Raw genomic sequence first — 17,694 nt, 5'->3', positions numbered from 1 at the left:
ACGCTACTTCTTGCTGTCGTCCGAGCCGGGCGCCGCGCCGGTCGCGCCGGGCGAATGCTTGTCCTTGCCCATCTGGCCCTGATGGGCGCCATCCGCGGCGGTGGTGCCGCCTTCGGTCTGGCGCTTGACGTCGTCCTTACTCGTGGCGGTTCCCTTCACGGCGTTGTCCATCGCGCCGGTGGTGCCGGGGCTCATCTTGCCCGTCTCGCCGGCCTTTTCCGGCGACGTCTTGTCCGCCGGGTTCGCGCCCTGATCCACGGTGGAGTTCGTCTGCGCGAGGGCCGGGCCCGCGCCGACGGCGAGGGCCGAGGCCAGCGCGAAAGCTGCAAGGGTCTTCATGATCGCTCCCATGATCTGTTTCTTATGGTTCTCAAACGATGCGCGCGCGGCATCGTTCCAAGCCCATTGAAGTGCAGACACACAGGTTGGCTTGGCGCTCAGGCCTTGATTCGGGTCATGGCGGGGTCGTAGAGCGGCTTCAGAAAGGGCGTCGCCGGCACGAACACGCCGGCGACCTCGAGCTGGTAGTCGCCCGACATCACATAGGCCGCGTCGACGCCGGCGGGGTCGCGGACATAGCCGTAGCCGATCGGCTTGCCGACCGTGTGGCCGAACCCGCCGCTCGCGAGCCAGCCGACCCGCGCGCCGTCGCGCAGAATGGTTTCGCGCCCGAGCAGCGTCACGCCGGGATCGTCGACCGTGAAGCCGGCCAGCAGCCGCGGCGACGGTTCGGCCGCCTTCTCCAGGAGCGCGTCGCGGCCGAGGAACGGCAGGCCGGACTTGAGCTTCACCGCCCAGCCGAGGCCCGCCATCTGCGGCGTGTGGTCCGGCCCGATCTCGGAGCCCCAGGCGCGGTACCCCTTTTCGAGCCGCAGCGTCTCGATCGCCCGGTAGCCCGCGGGAGCGATCCCGTGCGCCGCGCCGGCCGCCATCAGCGCGTCATAGGCGGTGGCGGCGAACTCGGTCGGCACGTGCAGCTCCCAGCCGAGCTCGCCCACATAGGTAACGCGCAGCGCGAGCGTCGGCGCGCCGGCCACCGCGATCTCGCGGCAGGTCGCGAACGGGAAGCTCGCGTTCGAGACGTCGTCGCGCGTCACCGCGGCGAGCACGTCGCGCGCGCGCGGACCGAACAGGCTGAGCACGGCGCGCGACGAGGTGACGTCGATCAGATGCGCGTCGCAGTCCGCGGGGATGTTGCGGGCGATCCAGTCGAAGTCGTGGGTCGCGAAGCCGGTGCCGGTGACGATGTAGAAGCGGTCCTCGGCGAGGCGCGCGACGGTGAGGTCGCATTCGATCCCGCCGCGGGCGTTCAGCATCTGGGTGTAGGTGAGCGAGCCGATGGGCTTCGCGACGTCGTTGGCGCAGATCCACGACAGCGCCTTCTCCGCGTCGCGCCCGACCAGCAGGAACTTCGCGAAGGACGACTGGTCGAACAGGGCGACGCGCTCGCGGCAGGCCGCGTGCTCGCGCGCGACCGCGTCGAACCAGTTCGGCCGTTCGAACGAATAGACGTCCTGGGGCTCTTCGCCCGGACCCGCGAACCAGTTCGGCCGCTCCCAGCCGAGCTTCTCGCCGAACACTGCGCCCGCTGTCTTCAGCCGGTCGTAGAGCGGGGAGCGGCGCAGCGGCCGCCCGCTCGCATGCTCCTCGGACGGCCAGGCCATGGTGTAGTGCTTGGCGTAGGCTTCGAGCGTGCGGGTGCGGACGTGAGCCGTGTCGCGGCCGTTCGCGCCGAAGCGGCGGATGTCGACCGGCCAGAGGTCGTAGGGCGCGGCGCCCTTCGCCACCCATTCGGCGAGCGCCATGCCGGCTCCCCCGCCCGCGGCGATGCCGAAGGCGTTGAAGCCGCAGCCGACGAAGACGTTCCGCGTCTCGGGCGCCTCGCCGAGGATGAAGTTGCCGTCGGGCGTGAAGCTCTCGGGGCCGTTGATGAGCTGCTTGACGCCCGCGGTCTCGAGCGCCGGCACGCGGCCGAGCGCGAGCCGCATCATCGGCTCGAAGTGGTCCCAGTCCTCGCCCAGAAGCTGGAACTCGAAATCCTGCGGCGGCCCTTCGAGCGCCCACGGGATCGGGTTCGGCTCGTAGCCGCCCATGACGAGGCCGCCGACCTCCTCCTTGTAGTAGGTCAGGCGGTCGGGATCGCGCAGCGTCGGCAGGTTCCGCGCGACGCCCTCGATCGCCTCGGTGACGATGTACTGGTGCTGGACGGGCACGAGCGGAATGTTGACGCCAGCGAGCGCGCCGATCTCGCGCGACCAGAGCCCCGCGCAGACCACGAGCTTCTCGCAGGCGACTCGTCCGCGCGTCGTGGCGACGGCGACGACGCGGCCGCCCTCGACCGCGACGCCGGTGACGCCGGTCTCCTCGACGATGCGGACGCCGCCCTGGCGCGCGCCGCGCGCGAGCGCCTGCGTGATGTCGGACGGGCTCGCCTGTCCGTCCGTCGGCAGGAAGGCGGCGCCGACGACGTCGTCGACCGTCATCAGCGGCCAGAGCTCCTGCGCCTCCTTCGGCGACAGCAGCTGCATCTCGAGCCCGAACGAGCGCGCGGTGGTCGCCTGCCGCTTCACTTCGGTCCAGCGGTCCGCGGTGCAGGCGAGCCGCAGGCCGCCGTTCATCTTCCAGCCGGTGGCGAGCCCGGTCTCGGCCTCCAGCGACTTGTAGAGCTTCACGCTGTCGCCGAGCAGCTGGGTGATGTTGGCGCTGGAGCGGAGCTGGCCCACGAGGCCGGCGGCGTGCCAGGTCGAGCCGGAGGTCAGCCGGCCGCGCTCCAGCAGCAGCACCTCGCCGGCGCCGAGCTTCGCGAGATGGTAGGCCGTGGAGCATCCGACGATGCCGCCGCCGATGACGACGATGCGGGCGGAGGAGGGCAGGTCGGTCATGCGTCATCCATGTCGGTGAAAGCGCGATAGGCGCGCTCGAAGCGCAGCAGGTTCTCCGCGGTGTAGGCGCGGTAGTCGAAATCGATGGTCGAGGAGAGCTCGGAGGCCATGCTCCACAGCGTCTCGCGCAGCAGCGAGGCGGTCAGCATGGCCTGGAAGCGCAGCCGCAGCGCGTCGTCCGGCGGCCGGTCGTAATAGAGCGTCAGCAGCGTCTCGCGCTCGCCGGGGGAAAGCTCGTTGTTGGAGGCGAGGTTGCCGAGGTCGAACAGCGGGCTGTTGAAGCCGGCGTAGTCCCAGTCGATCAGCCAGAGCCGCGCGCCGTCGTCGAGGAAGTTGCCCGGCAGCAGATCGTTGTGGGCGAACACCATCTCGGTCGGCCCGACCGCCGCCTCCAGCCGCTCGGCGATGGCGGAGAAGCGCGGCAGGTCTTGGGCGAAGCGATGCCCGCCCTCGCGCAGGCCGTGGATGTAGTCGCGCAGCACATGGAACGGCCAGAACGCCAGCGCCGGTCCCCGCAGATGGCGCTGGGTCTCGCGATGGGTCCGCTTCACGAGCTCGACGACGCGCGGCAGTTCGGCGCGCACGTCCTCGGAGGTGAGGGTGCGGCCGGCGACGTGGTCGATCACCAACACGCCGTCGGCGGCGTGACGCACGGCGGGCGAGACGCCCGCGGCGTGGGCGGCGACGCTCGCGGCGCGCTCGTTGAAGCGCATAACGCCGTGGACCGGTATGTCCTCGCCGATGCGCGCCACATAGCGGCGGCCGTCGTCCTCCACGAGGAAGTTGTGGTTGGTGATGCCGCCGTCGAGGCGGACCGGCTCGACCGGCCCGCGCCAGATGGCGAGCGCGCGGATGCGCGCCTCCGCGTCCATGCTCACGCCAGTCCGAGCCTCCGTTTCGTGCGCTCCGCGCCCGCGGCGATGAGCCGGTCGGCGATGATCCCGATGAAGGCGACGCAGAGGCCCGCCACCAGCCCGCGTCCCACATTGGCCTGCGCCAGCGCGGAATAGACCTCCTGTCCGAGGTCGCGGGTGCCCACGAGCGCGGTGATCACCAGCATCGACAGCGCCAGCATCACGGTCTGGTTCAGCCCAAGCAGGATGTCGGGCAGCGCCAGCGGCAGGCGGATGCGGGTCGTGATCTGCCGGCGCGTGCAGCCGCTCATGGCCCCGGCCTCGATCAGCGCCGGCGGCACGCGCGCGACGCCGTGCGCGGCGTAGCGGATCGCCGGCGCGATGGCGTAGAGCACGATCGCGATCAGCGCGGTGAAGTCGCCGACCCGAAACAGCATCACGATCGGGATCAGGTAGACGAAGGACGGCAGCGTCTGCAGCGTGTCGATCACGGTCTCGACGGCGCGCCACAGCCGCGGGCGCCCCGCCGCCGCGAGGCCGATCGGCACGCCGATCGCGGCCGCGATCGCGACCGAGACGCCGCAGAGATAGACCGTCGTCATCGCCGCCGGCCAGAGGCCGGAGAGCGCCACGAACAGCGCGAGCGCGCCGACCAGCAGGCCGAGCCGCCAGCCGCCGAGGCGCACCCCCGCGAGCGCGACGAGCGCGATCACCCATGGCCAGGGCAGGGCCAGCAGGAAACGCTTCACCGGCAGCAGCACGTTCAGCAGCACCGCGGTCTTCATTGCCTCAAGCGCGCCGAAGAAGGTGACGTTGATCCAGCGGACGAGGTCGCCCCAGTAGGGCGCGGTCGAGAGCCGCCAGTCGTCGGGATAGGTGGCGAGCGCGGGAGCCGCGGCGGCGAGCAGCCAGAAACCCGCGGCCGCCGCGAGCGCCGCGGCGAGGGCGAAGCGGCGCCGGCGCAGCCGGCGGGGATCGCGCTCCGGCGCGGCGCCCGTCTTCGCGGCCAGCGCCTGGGCGAAGCGGTCGAGCAGCACCGCGAGCACGGTTATGGCGAGCCCCGCCTCGAGCCCTGCGCCGATGTCGAGCCGCCGGAGCGCCGCGAGCACGTCGTAGCCGAGCCCTCCCGCGCCGATCATCGAGGCGATGATGACCACGTTCAGCGACAGCATGATCACCTGGTTGACGCCGACCATCAGCGCGGGCAGCGCCGAGGGCACCAGCATCTTCCAGGTGGTCTGCGCCCGGGTGCAGCCGGTCATGACGCCGAGCGCGCGGATCTCCTCAGGCACCGCGCGGATCGCGAGGATCGTCACCCGCACCATGGGCGGCATGGCGTAGATCACGGTCGCGATCAGCGCCGAGACCGGGCCGAAGCCGAACAGGATCAGCATCGGCAGCAGATAGGCGAAGACCGGCATGGTCTGCGACAGGTCGAGGATCGGCCCGACCGCGCGCTCGAGGCTTCTCCAGCGCACGCAGGCGAGGCCGAGCAGCAGGCCGCCGGCGGCGCCGAGCAGGCTCGACACCAGCACCGAGGCCAGCGTGATCATCGCGCTCGCCCACTGGCCGAAGACCGCGAGGTAGAGCAGCCCGGCCGCCATCAGCACGGCGAGCCGCGCCCCGCCGGCCGCGTAGCCGCCGGCGACCCCTAAGAGCAGCAGCGAGAGCCACGGGATCGGCGGCACGACGCCGCCGATCCCTGCGGCGAGCAGCGCCTTGGCGGCGGCGAGCGGGAGTTCGAGCGTCCAGGCGATCGCGCGCGTCAGGTCGCGCACGCTGAACAGGCTGAGGCTCGCCCTGTCCATCAGCCAGCGCATGAACTCGGAAATCTCGCGCGCCAGCGGCGGCTGCCAGGCGGCGGGGACCTTCATGGTCCAGGCCGGCAGCGCGCCTGCCGGCGCCAGCGCGAGAGCCACGGTCGCGAGGATCACGGTCGGCCACAGCAGGCGGCCGACCGGCGGGCGCGCCCATTTCGCGACGGATGGGCTTGCCTCAGCGTAGCTCATGCCGCGCCGCCCGGCCGCTCCCGGCCGACGAGGACGTCGATCATGGCGATCCGGTCGATCGCGCCGAGCACCCGGCCGTCCTCGATCACGGCGAAGGGCTTTTCGGACCGCTCGACGTCATGGGCGAACGCGGCGATGCGGGCGGTCGCGGCGACCTCGCCGGCGAAGTCGGCGCCCGCCGGCGGAGCCGTCATCACGGCCTTGGCGGTGAGGATCTTGGCGCGCGGCGCGTCGCGGGTGAAGGCGCGCACGTAAGGCGTGGCGGGCGCCAGCACGAGCTCCTCGGCCGAGCCGATCTGCTCGACGACGCCGTCCTTCATGATCGCGATCCGGTCGGCGATCCGCGCGGCCTCGTCGAAATCGTGGGTGATGAACACGATCGTCTTCTTGAGCAGGCCCTGCAGCCGCAGCACCTCGTCCTGCATCTCGCGCCGGATCAGCGGATCGAGCGCCGAGAACGGCTCGTCGAGGAACCAGAGGTCCGGCCCGACCGCGAGCGAGCGGGCGATGCCGACGCGCTGCTGCTGCCCGCCCGACAGCTCGCGCGGAAACCGGTCCTCGCGGCCCTCGAGCCCGACGAGCGCGATCATCTCCCGCGCGCGGGCGTCGCGCTCGGCCTTCGGACGGCCCTGAACGTCGAGCGGGAACGCGACGTTGCCGAGCACGGTGAGGTGCGGCAGCAGCGCGAAATGCTGGAACACCATTCCCATCTGGCGCCGCCGGATCGCGATGAGCTCGGCCTCCGACAGGGTCTTGAGGTCGCGCCCCTCGAACAGCACGGCGCCTGCGGTCGGCGGCGTCAGGCCGGCGAGGATGCGCACCAGCGTGGACTTGCCGGAGCCGGACAGCCCCATGATGACGAAGGTCTCGCCGCGCGGGATCTCGATGCTGACGTCGGCGACCGCCGCGATGATCCCGGCGGCGGAAAGCTCCGCCGGGGTCGCCGCGAGCCGGCCGTCGCGCAGGAAGCGCTCCGGCTTCGGCCCGTAGAGCTTCGAGACCTCGCGCGCGGCCAGGATCGGATGCGCCATGGCCCCGCAACCCGGCGTCACCTGCCCAGCCACTTCTTCCAGCGCGGCTCGTTCTTCGCCATCCAGTCGTCGACCACGGCCTCGACCTTTTCGCCGTTGAGGTCGACCTTGGCGGCGAGCTCGCCGATCTCATCGTTGGTGAACTGGTAGGCCTCGATCGCCTTGTAGGCGCCCGGCCATTTCTTGGCGACGCCGGTCCAGGCCGCCTTGTAGATCGGGCCGCGCGGCTTGGCGCAGTCGTACTTGGCGTCCTTGTTCACGCCCCAGGCCGGGTCCTCGTAGCAGGCCTTCTCATAGGGCGGGAACTTGACCCACTCGCCCTTGTATTTGATCGGCGCCCAGTGCGGCGCGTAGATCCAGAGCAGGATCGGGGCCTTGCGGTCGTAGGCCGACTGCAGCTCCGCGAACATCGCGGCGTCGGTGCCGGCGTGGACGACCTCGAAGTCGAGCCCGAGCGCCTGCACGCGCTCCTCGTCGTAGCCGCCCCAGGTCACGGGGCCGCCGAGATAACGGCCCTTCGGCGCGGTCTCGGGGATCGAGAACACTTCCGCGCAGCCCTTCAGCGCTTCCCAGTCCGGCAGGCCGGGGCACTTCTCCTTCATGTAGTCCGGGAACCACCAATCCTCGATCGCCTGCATGCCGGTTTCGCCGACATTGACGACGCCGCCCTCGGCGATCGCGGCGTCGAGAGCCTCCTTCGCCGTGGTCGCCCAGACCTCCATCGCCACATGCAGGTCGCCGGTCTTCATGCCCGCGAACTGGGCGAGGTAGTCGGCCTGCACGTATTCGACGGTGTAGCCGGCCTTCTTGAGCGTCTCGCCCATGAGCCGGGTGGTGATGAGCTGGCCGGTCCAGTCGTGAAGGGTCAGCTTGATGGGGTCCTTCGACTCGACCTCGGCCTTGGCGGCGACGGCCGTCAAGGCGAGGGCGAGGAGTCCGGTCGTCAGTACGCGCGTCACGTCACGAAACATGGCTCGGCCTCCCGGCTGCTGTGGTCTATCGCCACATTAGGCCATGCAGTTTGGGCGCCAAGTCGTGATGAATACACAGATGATGTGGATTTGAGTTGTTGAGCCCGCACGAAATCCACATCATGCCCATGAAAGCGGCGGGGGAGCGCATTCCGGTGGATCAGACGCGGCGGCAACGGGCCATCCTCGACCTCGTTCGCGACGAGGACGTCACCAGGGTGATCGATCTCGCGGAGCGCCTTAGCGTCTCGGGCGAGACCATCCGGCGCAACGTCAAGGATCTGGTGGCGGAGGGGCTGCTCGTGCGCCGCCACGGGGCGGTCGCGCTGGCCGAGGCGATGGCGGACGCGCCGTTCCGCCGCCGGCTGCGCGTCAACGCCGCCGCCAAGAAGGCGCTCGCCGCCGCCGTCGCCGAGCGCGTGCGCGACGGGCAGGCGCTGATGATCGACACGGGATCGACCACGGCTTACGTCGCCCAGGCCCTCGCGCAGCGGCGGCGCCGGCTCACGGTGGTGACGAACTCGATCGAGATCGCGCGCCATCTGGTCGGGCGGCACGGCAACCGCGTGTTCATGGCCGGCGGCGAGTTGAGCACCGATCTCGCGGCCGCGGTCGGCGCGGAAGCGGCGGCCTTCATCCGGCAGTTCCGGGCCGATCTCGCGATCCTCTCGATCGCGGGCGTCGACCCGGCCGGCCAATTCACCGACTTCGATCTCGACGAAGCGCGGATCGCGCGCGCCATGATCGACGGCTCCGCGGAGCGTCTGATCGTCGCCGACCACAGCAAGTTCGGCCGCCGCGCCGGCGTGACCATCTGCGAACCGTCCGAGATCGGGACGCTGGTGGCCGACGAGGCGCCGCCGCCGGACGTGGCCGCATGGCTCGCCGGCGCGGGCGTCGAGACCGTGATCGCGCCCCGGGCGCCGGCGCCCACGGAAACATGAGCGGGACCGAATTCCGCTGAGCGGGCGCGGCCAAAGTCTCAGGTATCTGGCATGCCAACCCTGCGAAAGTCTCATGCGACCAAGGCGCCGCAGGGGCGGGGAGCGTCTTGGCTGCCCTTTCCGACCTATGGTAGCCCTTTGAGAGAGAGCACGCCGTATCGTGCGCGTCCGCGCCACGAGCACTGCGATCATGTCCGCTACGGTTCGCGAACGGCGCGCCGGCGGACGCTCGCCCCATTCGAGGAGGAGTGGTCCATGTCCGCAACCGACGCCAAAGCCCAGTCGTTCGAAAACCGCTTCTTCGGCGCGTCGGTCGCCGAGGTCGACCCCGAGCTCGCGGACGCGATCAAGTCCGAGCTCGGCCGTCAGCGCGACGAGATCGAGCTGATCGCGTCGGAGAACATCGTCTCCAAGGCGGTGCTAGAGGCGCAGGGCTCCGTGCTGACGAACAAGTACGCCGAAGGCTATCCGGGCCGCCGCTACTATGGCGGCTGCCAGTATGTGGACGTGGCGGAGCAGCTCGCGATCGACCGCGCCAAGAAGCTGTTCAACTGCGAATTCGCGAACGTGCAGCCCCATTCGGGCGCGCAGGCGAACACCGCGGTGTTCTTCGCCCTCATGCAGCCGGGCGACACCTTCCTCGGCCTCGACCTCGCCGCCGGCGGCCACCTCACCCACGGCGCCAAGGCCGCGCTGTCGGGCAAGTGGTTCAACGCGGTCAACTACCACGTCAAGCCGGACACCCACCTCATCGACATGGAGGAGGTCGCCCAGCTCGCCGAGCAGCACAAGCCGAAGGTGATCATCGCCGGCGGCTCGGCCTATCCGCGCCAGATCGACTTCGCGGCGTTCCGGGAGATCGCGGACCGCGTCGGCGCCTTTTTCATGGTGGACATGGCGCACTTCGCCGGCCTCGTCGCCGGCGGCCAGCACCCGAACCCGCTCGATCACGCGCATGTGGCGACCACGACCACCCACAAGACCCTGCGCGGCCCGCGCGGCGGCATGATCCTGACCAACGACGAAGCGCTCGCCAAGAAGTTCAACTCGGCGGTGTTCCCTGGCCTGCAGGGCGGCCCGCTGATGCACGTCATCGCGGCCAAGGCGGTGGCCTTCGGCGAGGCGCTGAAGCCGGACTTCAAGCTCTACGCCAAGAACGTGATCGCGAACGCCAAGGCGCTCGGCGAGAACCTCAAGGGCCACGGCTTCGACATCGTCTCCGGCGGCACCGACACGCATCTGATCCTCGTCGACCTGCGCCCGAAGAAGCTGACCGGCAAGGTCTCGGAGATCGCGCTTGGCCGCGCTCACATCACCTGCAACAAGAACGGCATTCCGTTCGACCCCGAGAAGCCGATGGTCACCTCGGGCATCCGCCTCGGCACGCCGGCGGGCACCACCCGCGGCTTCGGCGTCGCGGAGTTCCAGGAGATCGGCGACATGATCGCGACGGTCCTCGACGTGCTCGCGCAGAAGGGCGCGGACGAGGACTCGGAGGTCGAGGCCAAGGTGCGCGGCCAGGTCGCGAGCCTGGTGGAGCGCTTCCCGCTCTACGCCGACTGATCCTCACAGCGCGACGGTCCGGCTTCCGCCGGGCGCTCGGCGGCCCGTCTCCCATTCAGGAGGCGGGCCGTTCGTGTTTACGCGGGGGCTCGTCACGCCCGCCGAAGCCGGGTATCCACGCCTGACGCGGCGCCTCGGGGAGGTCGCCGGCGCCCGGGACAGTCTCGGGCATGACGCCGCGGCGAGAGCCGCATCGCGAAGGATCGCTCCATGCGTTGTCCGCACTGCGGCGCGCCTGACACGCAGGTGAAAGACTCCCGGCCCGCCGAAGACGATTCCTCCATCCGGCGCCGCCGGGTGTGCGGGGTCTGCGGCCAGCGCTTCACGACCTTCGAGCGGGTCCAGCTCCGCGAGATGACGGTGGTGAAACGGTCCGGCCGGCGCGCGCCGTTTGATCGCGACAAGCTTCACCGCTCGCTCGCCGTCGCGCTCCGCAAGCGCCCGGTCGATCCGGAGCGCATCGAGCAGATGGTGTCCGGCATCGTGCGCCATCTCGAGAGCGGCGGCGACGCCGAGATCTCCTCCGAGACCATCGGGCAGTACGTCATGGAGGCGCTGAAGAGCGTCGACGACGTCGCCTATGTGCGCTTCGCGTCCGTCTACAAGAACTTCCGCGAAGCCAAGGATTTCGAAACGCTTCTGGACGAGCTCGCGGGCGACGAAGCCTCCGGCGGGACGCGCGCGTGAACGGCTCGACGCTCATGGAGCGCGCGGTCGCCTCCTCGGAAGACGCGCGCTGGATGGAGGTCGCGGTGGCGCTCGGGCGCCGCGGTCTCGGCCGGACCGCGCCGAACCCGCCGGTCGGCGCGGTCCTCGTCGCGCCGGGCCTGAGCGGCGGCTTCGTCGTCGGCCGCGGCTGGACGCAGCCGGGCGGGCGCCCGCACGCCGAGTCCCGCGCGCTGGCCTGGGCGGGCGAGGCGGCGCGCGGCGCGACGCTCTACGTCACGCTCGAGCCCTGCAGCCATTACGGACGCACGCCGCCTTGCGCCGACGGCCTGATCGAGGCCGGCGTCGCGCGCGTCGTCGCGGCCATGGCCGATCCGGACCCGCGTGTGAACGGCCGCGGCATAGCGCGCCTGCGGGAGAGCGGCGTGCTGGTGTCGGTCGGCGTCGGCGCGGCGGACGCCGCCCGCCTCAACGCCGGACACGTGGCGCGCGTCGCGCTCGGACGACCCCACGTGACCCTCAAGCTCGCGGTGTCGCCGGACGGCAAGGCGGGGCTCGCGGGGCGCCGCCCGGTCGCGATCACCGGCGAGATGGTCCGCGCCCGCGTCCATATGATGCGGGCCGAGGCGGACGCGATCATGGTCGGCGTCGGCACCGTGCTCGCCGACGATCCGTCGCTGACGTGCCGGCTGCCGGGTCTGGAGGACCGATCGCCGGCGCGCGTCGTGCTGGACGCGGACCTGCGCACGCCGCTGCGCGCGCGGATCGTCCGCACCGCCCGCGAGGTTCCGACCTGGATCGTCACGGGTGAGGACGCGCCGGCCGACGCGGAGCGCCGTCTCGCGGAGGCGGGCGTGCAGGTCATGCGCGTCGAGCGCTGCCCGGGCGGCCGGCCGGAGCTGCTGCCGGCGCTCAAGCTGCTCGCCATGCGCGGCGTCACTCGGCTCATGGTCGAAGGCGGCCCGATCCTCGCGGGCGCCCTGCTGCGCGCGGATGTGGTGGACGCCGCGACCGTGCTGACGGGGCCTGTTCCGCTGGGCGAGGACGCCATCGACGCAGTCGACGGCCTGCCGCTGACCGCGATCACCGAGGGGCCGCGGTTCCGCGGGGTTGCGCGCGAGCGGATCGGCGACGACATCTGGGCCGACTACGAACGGGCGTGACGCGCGCCGGCCGCGCGCAGACCCGAAAAGCGAGGACGCGATGTTCACCGGGATCATCACCGACGTCGGCCGCATCGTCGGCCGCGAGGAGGCGGGCGAGGTCGTCCGCTTCTCCGTCGCGTCGCGCTACGACGCCGCAGGGATCGCGCTCGGCGCCTCCATCGCCTGCGACGGCGTCTGCCTGACCGTGACCGCGGTCGAGCCGACGGCCGAAGGCGCGCGCTTCTCCGTCGACGCCGGGCCGGAGACGCTGCGCCTCACCACCGTGGGCGGCTGGGCCGAAGGCGCGCGCGTCAATCTGGAGCGCGCGCTCCGGATCGGCGACGAGCTCGGCGGTCATCTCGTGCTGGGCCATGTGGACGGCGTCGCCGAGATCGTGGGGCGCGAGGACGGCCCGGACACCATCCGCTTCACCCTGGCGGCGCCGGCCGACGTCGCGCGGTTCGTCGCGACCAAGGGCTCGATCTGCCTCGACGGGGTCTCGCTCACCGTGAACACGGTCGAGGGTGTCGTGTTCTCGGTCCATCTCATCCCGCACACGCTCGCGGAGACCGCCTGGGCCGGGAAACGGCCGGGCGATCGCGTCAACCTCGAAGTCGACATGATGGCCCGCTACGCCGCGCGCCTTGCCGAGGCGCGCGCGCTCGGCTACTGACCTGCTCCTCCTGGACATCCGAGGCTGACGTAACCCATGGCCGAACCGAAACGCCGTGTCGGCGGCGTCGAGCAGACGCCCGCGCGCGTGCTCGTCGTCGAGGCGCGCTTCTACGACGAGATCGCCGACGAGCTGCTGAAGGGCGCGACCCAGCGCCTCGCGGCTTCCGGCGCGACCTATGACGTCGTCAGCGTGCCGGGCGCGCTGGAGATCCCGCCGACGATCGCGATCCTCGCCACCGCCGCGGCGGCCCGCCACCAGCCCTACGACGCGGTGGTGGCGCTCGGCTGCGTCATCCGCGGCGAGACCACCCACTACGAGATCGTCACCGAGCAGAGCGCGCGCGCGCTGATGGACCTGTCGGTGGCGTCGCGGCTGCCGCTCGGCAACGGCGTCCTCACCGTCGAGAACGAGGCGCAGGCGCTGGCGCGCGCGCGCGTCGCGGAGATGAACAAGGGCGGCGACGCGGCGGAGGCCGCGCTCGCGGTCCTGCGCCTGAAACGCGCCGCGGGGTGCGTCTGAGCCATGGCCAAGGGCGAAATGCGCTCGGCGGCTCGCCTCGCGGCGGTGCAGGCGCTCTACCAGATGGACATCGCCGGCACGCCGCTGCCGGACACGCTCGCCGAGTTCGAGGCGCACTGGATCGGCAAGGAGGTCGACGGCGAGGAGTACAAGCCCGCCGAGGCCGCCTTCTTCCGCGATCTCGTGCGCGGCGTGCTGAAGGAGCAGCGCGCGCTCGATCCGCTGGTGGACGAGACCCTGCAGCAGGGATGGCCGCTCAAGCGCGTGGAGGCGATCATGCGCGCCATCCTGCGCGCCGGGGCGTTCGAGCTCGGCAAGCGGCGCGACGTGCCCGCGAAGGTCGTCATCACCGAATACGTCGACATCGCCCACGCCTTCTTCGAGCGCGACGAGGCTGGAATGGTCAACGCCGTGCTCGACGCGATCGCCCGCAGGGTGCGCTCCGACGACTTCGCCAAGGGCTGAACGGCCCGTTCGACATCGCCTCAGAAAAGGACGAGGCCGGCTCCGTGGGGGAGCCGGCCTCTGACGCGCGTCCGGTCGGGGACGGGTGGGGACAAGGACCGAACGCGCGGTTCTCGTAGGTCGCGGCGCTTACGGCGCGGCGGCGACGCCGATCGGGTTCACGCCGTCGCCGAGCAGGACCCACTGGTTCGGGTCGGACTGGGACTGACGCTTCACGAAGGTGTAGCCGGTCTCGAACCACGGCTTGACGTCGTCGGCTTGGTTGTCGAGCGCATAGTCGCCGCGGTCGGTCACGACCGTCAGCACGGCGTGGCCGTCGCCCTTGAGGTCGCGGACGACGGTGATCAGCAGCGCCTGGCGCGGCCAGCCCGCCTCGATCAGCGTGCGGCGCTTCAGCAGGACGTAGTCCTCGCAATCGCCCTTGGCCTCGGACGGGTAGGTCCAGAGCTCCTCGACGCCGTAGAGCTCCTGGTCGGTGACCGGCGCGATCTCGGCGTTGATGCGGCGGTTGACGCGGTCGAGCTCGGCGATGCGCGCGGCGCTCAGCTTCGCCTTGACGGGCTTCATCGGCTTGGTTGCGCATTCCTCAGGCTGGGCCTTGCAGAACTGCAGCCAACCCATGGGGGCCTTCGCGCTGCTGATCACCTCCATCGAACTCGCCGACGCCAGCTTGACGCTCTGGGCTCCAGCGACGTCCATAGTGAATCCGCTGGTGACAAGTCCAAACAGAATATAAATCGCGCCCTTCTTGAAGAAATTCGACATCGTCGTCTCCCGTCCTGTCCCGAGAAACAACCTCTCACATTCGATTTGATGTCGGTCTAAGTGCAGATCGCGAGTTTTAGCAACGACATTTGTATTTCAGAAATAAATAGGTGAGGAATGCTTTACACATTCGTGGACTGATTTGTTTACCAAGCGAGCTATGGCCAAGAGGGGCAGGGGAAGACTTGGTTCGCCAAAAGTTAACGGCACCGGCCTTTTCAGGGGGTCGATTTACGCGACGTCAACCATGGCGAAAGAGGCCCCGGACGGCGGACGCCGCTGCGGAAACGAAAAAGGCCGCCCGAAGGCGGCCTTGCAGCGGAGATGAAGCGGATAGGGCTGGATCAGCCGAACTGTTCGTTCAGCGTCTCGATGCTCTGCGTGCGGTTGAACTCGACGGCGACGCCGTTCTCGAGGTGGCGCACGACCCGTCCGGCCGTCCGCCCCACCATCACCGGCGAGCCGACCGGCGGCTGCAGCGCGATCATCACCGCCGCGCCGGACAGCGACACGTCGATCAGGCGGCAGTCGTGCGGGACGCCGTCGTCGGTCGTCAGCGTGGAGCGCGGGTTGCGCGGGATCAGGCGCTCGTGGCGCCGGTCTTCCGGCAGCCCGAGGATCTGGCGGTTGGCGAGCCAGGTCAGCTGCGCGGCCAGCTTCTCGCGCTTGCGGATGGTGGCGCGGACCGTCATGGCGAAGCCGTTGGCGACCGGGCGCACCATCACGCCTTCGACCCGCCCGACATGATCGAGATAGGCCACCACGCGCTCGCCGGGCTGCGCCGGCACCGGCGCGATCAGCGCCACGCCGCCGGGCGACATGTCGAGGGTCTGGCACGGATACTCGCGCCGCGACGACAGCATGTATCGTCCCAGCAAGGAGACCTTCACCCGCTGGTGGCGGCGTTGCTCGTCTGCAAGCGACGTCTTCAAGGCAAACATTCGGCCGCTTTCCGCGTAAAGCGCAGCGCCGCCGGCCCCCCGGGGCGCTCCCTGCATGAGAACCCTAAATCGACGCGGTTAACGCCCGGTGACTCTGGCGCCTTTTGGAGCCGCGGACGTCATCGCCCGCCGTCGAAGACGAGGAAGCGCCCGATGCGGCGGGCGGCCCCCAGAATCATGTGCGGCGGCGGGGCTTCCGGAGGCGTTTCGGCGAAGCCGCGGCGGCGGCCGGTCGGCCAGATCATCCGGAGCGAACTCAGCTCGAGCCGGGTCACGGGGCACGCGCCGATCCAGTACGGGGTCTCGACCGGGGACAGCGCGCCGAGCACGCGCGCATGCGTGCGGCCGCGATGCCGCAGCGGCAGAAGCGCGAGCTCGAGATCGACCCGGCGGGCGAGCTCGGTGAAGCCCACCGCGCCGAGCACGGCGACCGCGGCGTCGTCGGTGACGGAGGCGAGCGTGTCGACGATCGTGGTGCGGTCGGGCTCGGCCCAGAGGCTGGCGAAGGGGACGCCCTTCATCTCGGCGCCGGCGACGGCGCAGATGCGCGAGCCGGCGAGGCGGAACGGAAAGCCGCCGGCCGGATCGACCGCGAGAATGAAGGTGTCGCCGAGCACCGTGCGAATGGCGCCTGGATCGACGTCGGCCCGCTCCGGAGCCGACCGGCCGCTGCGCAGCCGGTTCCAGTAGGCGAACAGTTCGCGCGTGGACGCAGCCTTCATATCGGCTCACCTCGTATCATTGTGGCGCCCCCATTCCCGCCCTGGCACGCAAAGCGGGTGGGATCGTCGGACTCGAGGAGGGTGCAGCACGTCGCATGCCACGAATCGCGGCCGGCCCCGGAACGGAGCGCTTGCAATCGGCCCCGGTTCCGGCGAGCAGTACCGCCTCCGGAGCGCCCCGTAGGCGCGCCGACGTGCGGCGAGGCGGCGTGGAACGGCAGCGGGAACCGATCTTCAACATCCCGCTGTCGGTGTCGGCGCCGATCGCGCTGTTCGTGGCGATCCATCTGGTCCGGCTCGCGCTCAGCGACGAGCAGGACCTGTGGCTTCTCCTCCACGCGGCGTTCATCCCGGCGCGCTACGACGCGGCATCGCCCTACGCCGCGGAGTTCGCGGCGGCCGGCGGCGACGCGGCCGGCGTCTGGACCTTCCTGAGCTACGCCTTCCTGCACGGCGACTACATGCATCTCATCGTCAACTCGGTGTGGATGCTGGCCTTCGGCAGCGCGGTCGCCTGGCGCTTCGGCGCGGTCCGCTTTCTGCTCTTCTCGGCGATTTGCGCGATCGCCGGCGCGGCGACGCATCTCGCGGTCCATTTCGGCGATCCGATCCCGGTGATCGGCGCCTCGGCCGCGATCTCGGGCCACATGGCGGCGGCGCTGCGCTTCGTGTTCGCGGCGACCGGCCCGCTCGGCGTGTTCCGCCCGCACGGGCGCGAGGCGTTCTTCGCCCCGGCGGCCTCGCTGCGGCAGACGCTGCGGCTGCCGCAGGCGATCGTGTTCCTCGCCGTCTGGTTCGGCTCGAACATCATTTTCGGGCTCGGCGCGATGACGCTGGTGGGCGAGGGCGCGTCCGTCGCCTGGGAGGCGCATATCGGCGGTTTCGTCGCCGGGCTGCTGCTCTTCCCTTTGATTGATCCTAAAGTCGCTCGCTTCGACCGCGTTTCTCAGGGCGATGCGGGCTTGCGCCTGCCGCCCGAGGGCCCGCATGATGACGGTGACGGGGCCCCGGGACGGCCTTAAGGCTCGCCAAGCAGACCGCGCCCTCCCGCCGGCCGCCCGCGTTCTAGGCCGCAAGCCTCGAGCAAGCGAATCTATGGGAGACTTCGATGACCTTGGCGCGCATTCTCGCCCTGAAAGGCTCCGATGTGGTCACGGCCTCGCCGCGCCGGACCATGGGCGACATCGTCAAGCTGCTGGCTGAAAAGCGCGTCGGCGCGGTGATCATCGCCGACGCCGACGGCTACATCGCCGGCATCATCTCGGAGCGCGACGTCGTGCGCACGCTCGCCCAGAGGGGCGCGGACGTGCTGGCCGACGCCGTCTCCGAGCACATGACCCGCGCCGTCGTGACGGCGAGCGCCGACGAGACCGTCGACGAGATCATGGACCGCATGACCGAGGGCAAGTTCCGCCACGTGCCGATCGTGGACGGGCGCCGGCTCGTCGGCATGATCTCGATCGGCGACCTCGTGAAGCACCGCATGGCGATGGCCGAGGCCGAGGCCTCGGCGATGCGCGACTACATCGCGACCGCCTGAC

At 70.6% G+C, this 17,694-nt stretch carries 18 protein-coding genes; 9 read left to right on the top strand and 9 right to left on the bottom strand.

What is annotated here, in order from left to right:
• Window positions 1-3 precede the first annotated feature (3 nt).
• From PKE78_RS15585 to PKE78_RS15560, 6 genes are all read right to left on the bottom strand, one after another.
• On the bottom strand, window positions 4-339 hold the full coding sequence (locus tag PKE78_RS15585) for a hypothetical protein (protein WP_271201818.1): 336 nt from the start codon (window positions 337-339) through the stop codon (window positions 4-6).
• A gap of 98 nt (window positions 340-437) precedes the next feature.
• Window positions 438-2,882, bottom strand: a complete 2,445-nt coding sequence (locus PKE78_RS15580) for a GcvT family protein (protein WP_271201817.1) — start codon at window positions 2,880-2,882, stop codon at window positions 438-440.
• On the bottom strand, window positions 2,879-3,754 hold the full coding sequence (locus PKE78_RS15575) for a phosphotransferase (protein ID WP_271202005.1): 876 nt from the start codon (window positions 3,752-3,754) through the stop codon (window positions 2,879-2,881). The genes PKE78_RS15580 and PKE78_RS15575 overlap by 4 nt, the downstream gene beginning before the upstream one ends.
• A gap of 2 nt (window positions 3,755-3,756) precedes the next feature.
• Complete coding sequence (locus PKE78_RS15570; protein ID WP_271201816.1) at window positions 3,757-5,745, bottom strand: ABC transporter permease; 1,989 nt, start codon at window positions 5,743-5,745, stop codon at window positions 3,757-3,759.
• Window positions 5,742-6,776 carry a quaternary amine ABC transporter ATP-binding protein gene (locus PKE78_RS15565; RefSeq protein WP_271201815.1) on the bottom strand — a complete coding sequence of 345 codons (1,035 nt, stop codon included), beginning with the start codon at window positions 6,774-6,776 and terminating at the stop codon, window positions 5,742-5,744. Before PKE78_RS15565 ends, PKE78_RS15570 begins: the two co-directional genes overlap by 4 nt.
• Before the next feature lie 17 nt (window positions 6,777-6,793).
• A complete protein-coding gene (locus PKE78_RS15560) occupies window positions 6,794-7,747 on the bottom strand; it encodes an ABC transporter substrate-binding protein (protein WP_271201814.1) in 954 nt (317 codons plus the stop codon).
• 122 nt (window positions 7,748-7,869) lie between these two features.
• On the opposite strand from PKE78_RS15560, the gene PKE78_RS15555 reads away from it, so the two are divergent.
• The 7 genes from PKE78_RS15555 to nusB all read left to right on the top strand — a co-directional run bounded on the left by PKE78_RS15555 (window position 7,870) and on the right by nusB (window position 13,725).
• The gene (locus PKE78_RS15555) at window positions 7,870-8,691 is read left to right on the top strand and encodes a DeoR/GlpR family DNA-binding transcription regulator (RefSeq protein ID WP_271201813.1); all 822 of its coding nucleotides are present in this window, start codon (window positions 7,870-7,872) and stop codon (window positions 8,689-8,691) included.
• 255 nt (window positions 8,692-8,946) lie between these two features.
• Window positions 8,947-10,254, top strand: coding sequence for a serine hydroxymethyltransferase (glyA, locus tag PKE78_RS15550; protein ID WP_271201812.1), 1,308 nt, complete (start codon window positions 8,947-8,949; stop codon window positions 10,252-10,254).
• Window positions 10,255-10,464: 210 nt separating this feature from the next.
• Window positions 10,465-10,941, top strand: coding sequence for a transcriptional regulator NrdR (gene nrdR, locus PKE78_RS15545; RefSeq protein ID WP_271201811.1), 477 nt, complete (start codon window positions 10,465-10,467; stop codon window positions 10,939-10,941).
• A 14-nt stretch (window positions 10,942-10,955) separates the two neighbouring features.
• Window positions 10,956-12,083, top strand: coding sequence for a bifunctional diaminohydroxyphosphoribosylaminopyrimidine deaminase/5-amino-6-(5-phosphoribosylamino)uracil reductase RibD (gene ribD, locus PKE78_RS15540; RefSeq protein ID WP_271202004.1), 1,128 nt, complete (start codon window positions 10,956-10,958; stop codon window positions 12,081-12,083).
• 40 nt (window positions 12,084-12,123) lie between these two features.
• Complete coding sequence (locus PKE78_RS15535; RefSeq protein ID WP_271201810.1) at window positions 12,124-12,738, top strand: riboflavin synthase; 615 nt, start codon at window positions 12,124-12,126, stop codon at window positions 12,736-12,738.
• Window positions 12,739-12,774: 36 nt separating this feature from the next.
• Window positions 12,775-13,260 (top strand): 6,7-dimethyl-8-ribityllumazine synthase, encoded by a 486-nt coding sequence (gene ribH / locus PKE78_RS15530; RefSeq protein WP_271201809.1) that lies wholly within the window; start codon window positions 12,775-12,777, stop codon window positions 13,258-13,260.
• Window positions 13,261-13,263: 3 nt separating this feature from the next.
• On the top strand, window positions 13,264-13,725 hold the full coding sequence (nusB, locus tag PKE78_RS15525; RefSeq protein WP_271201808.1) for a transcription antitermination factor NusB: 462 nt from the start codon (window positions 13,264-13,266) through the stop codon (window positions 13,723-13,725).
• A gap of 129 nt (window positions 13,726-13,854) precedes the next feature.
• Here the strand turns inward: nusB and PKE78_RS15520 are convergent, their stop codons facing one another.
• The 3 genes from PKE78_RS15520 to PKE78_RS15510 form a co-directional block, all read right to left on the bottom strand.
• Complete coding sequence (locus PKE78_RS15520; RefSeq protein ID WP_271201807.1) at window positions 13,855-14,424, bottom strand: transglutaminase-like cysteine peptidase; 570 nt, start codon at window positions 14,422-14,424, stop codon at window positions 13,855-13,857.
• A gap of 410 nt (window positions 14,425-14,834) precedes the next feature.
• Window positions 14,835-15,431: a PilZ domain-containing protein gene (locus PKE78_RS15515; RefSeq protein ID WP_271201806.1), complete on the bottom strand. Its 597-nt coding sequence runs from the start codon at window positions 15,429-15,431 to the stop codon at window positions 14,835-14,837.
• A gap of 119 nt (window positions 15,432-15,550) precedes the next feature.
• The gene (locus tag PKE78_RS15510) at window positions 15,551-16,153 is read right to left on the bottom strand and encodes a PAS domain-containing protein (RefSeq protein WP_271201805.1); all 603 of its coding nucleotides are present in this window, start codon (window positions 16,151-16,153) and stop codon (window positions 15,551-15,553) included.
• Window positions 16,154-16,362: 209 nt separating this feature from the next.
• On the opposite strand from PKE78_RS15510, the gene PKE78_RS15505 reads away from it, so the two are divergent.
• Window positions 16,363-17,175, top strand: a complete 813-nt coding sequence (locus tag PKE78_RS15505) for a rhomboid family intramembrane serine protease (RefSeq protein ID WP_271201804.1) — start codon at window positions 16,363-16,365, stop codon at window positions 17,173-17,175.
• An 86-nt stretch (window positions 17,176-17,261) separates the two neighbouring features.
• Complete coding sequence (locus PKE78_RS15500; RefSeq protein ID WP_271201803.1) at window positions 17,262-17,693, top strand: CBS domain-containing protein; 432 nt, start codon at window positions 17,262-17,264, stop codon at window positions 17,691-17,693.
• The last annotated feature ends 1 nt before the right edge of the window (window position 17,694 follow it).

The organism is Methylopila turkensis (genome assembly GCF_027922325.1).
Classification (GTDB): Bacteria; Pseudomonadota; Alphaproteobacteria; order Rhizobiales; family Methylopilaceae; genus Methylopila; species Methylopila turkensis.
Note: the sequence above shows the minus strand (reverse complement) of the source record. Positions and strands in the feature narration are given on the sequence as shown.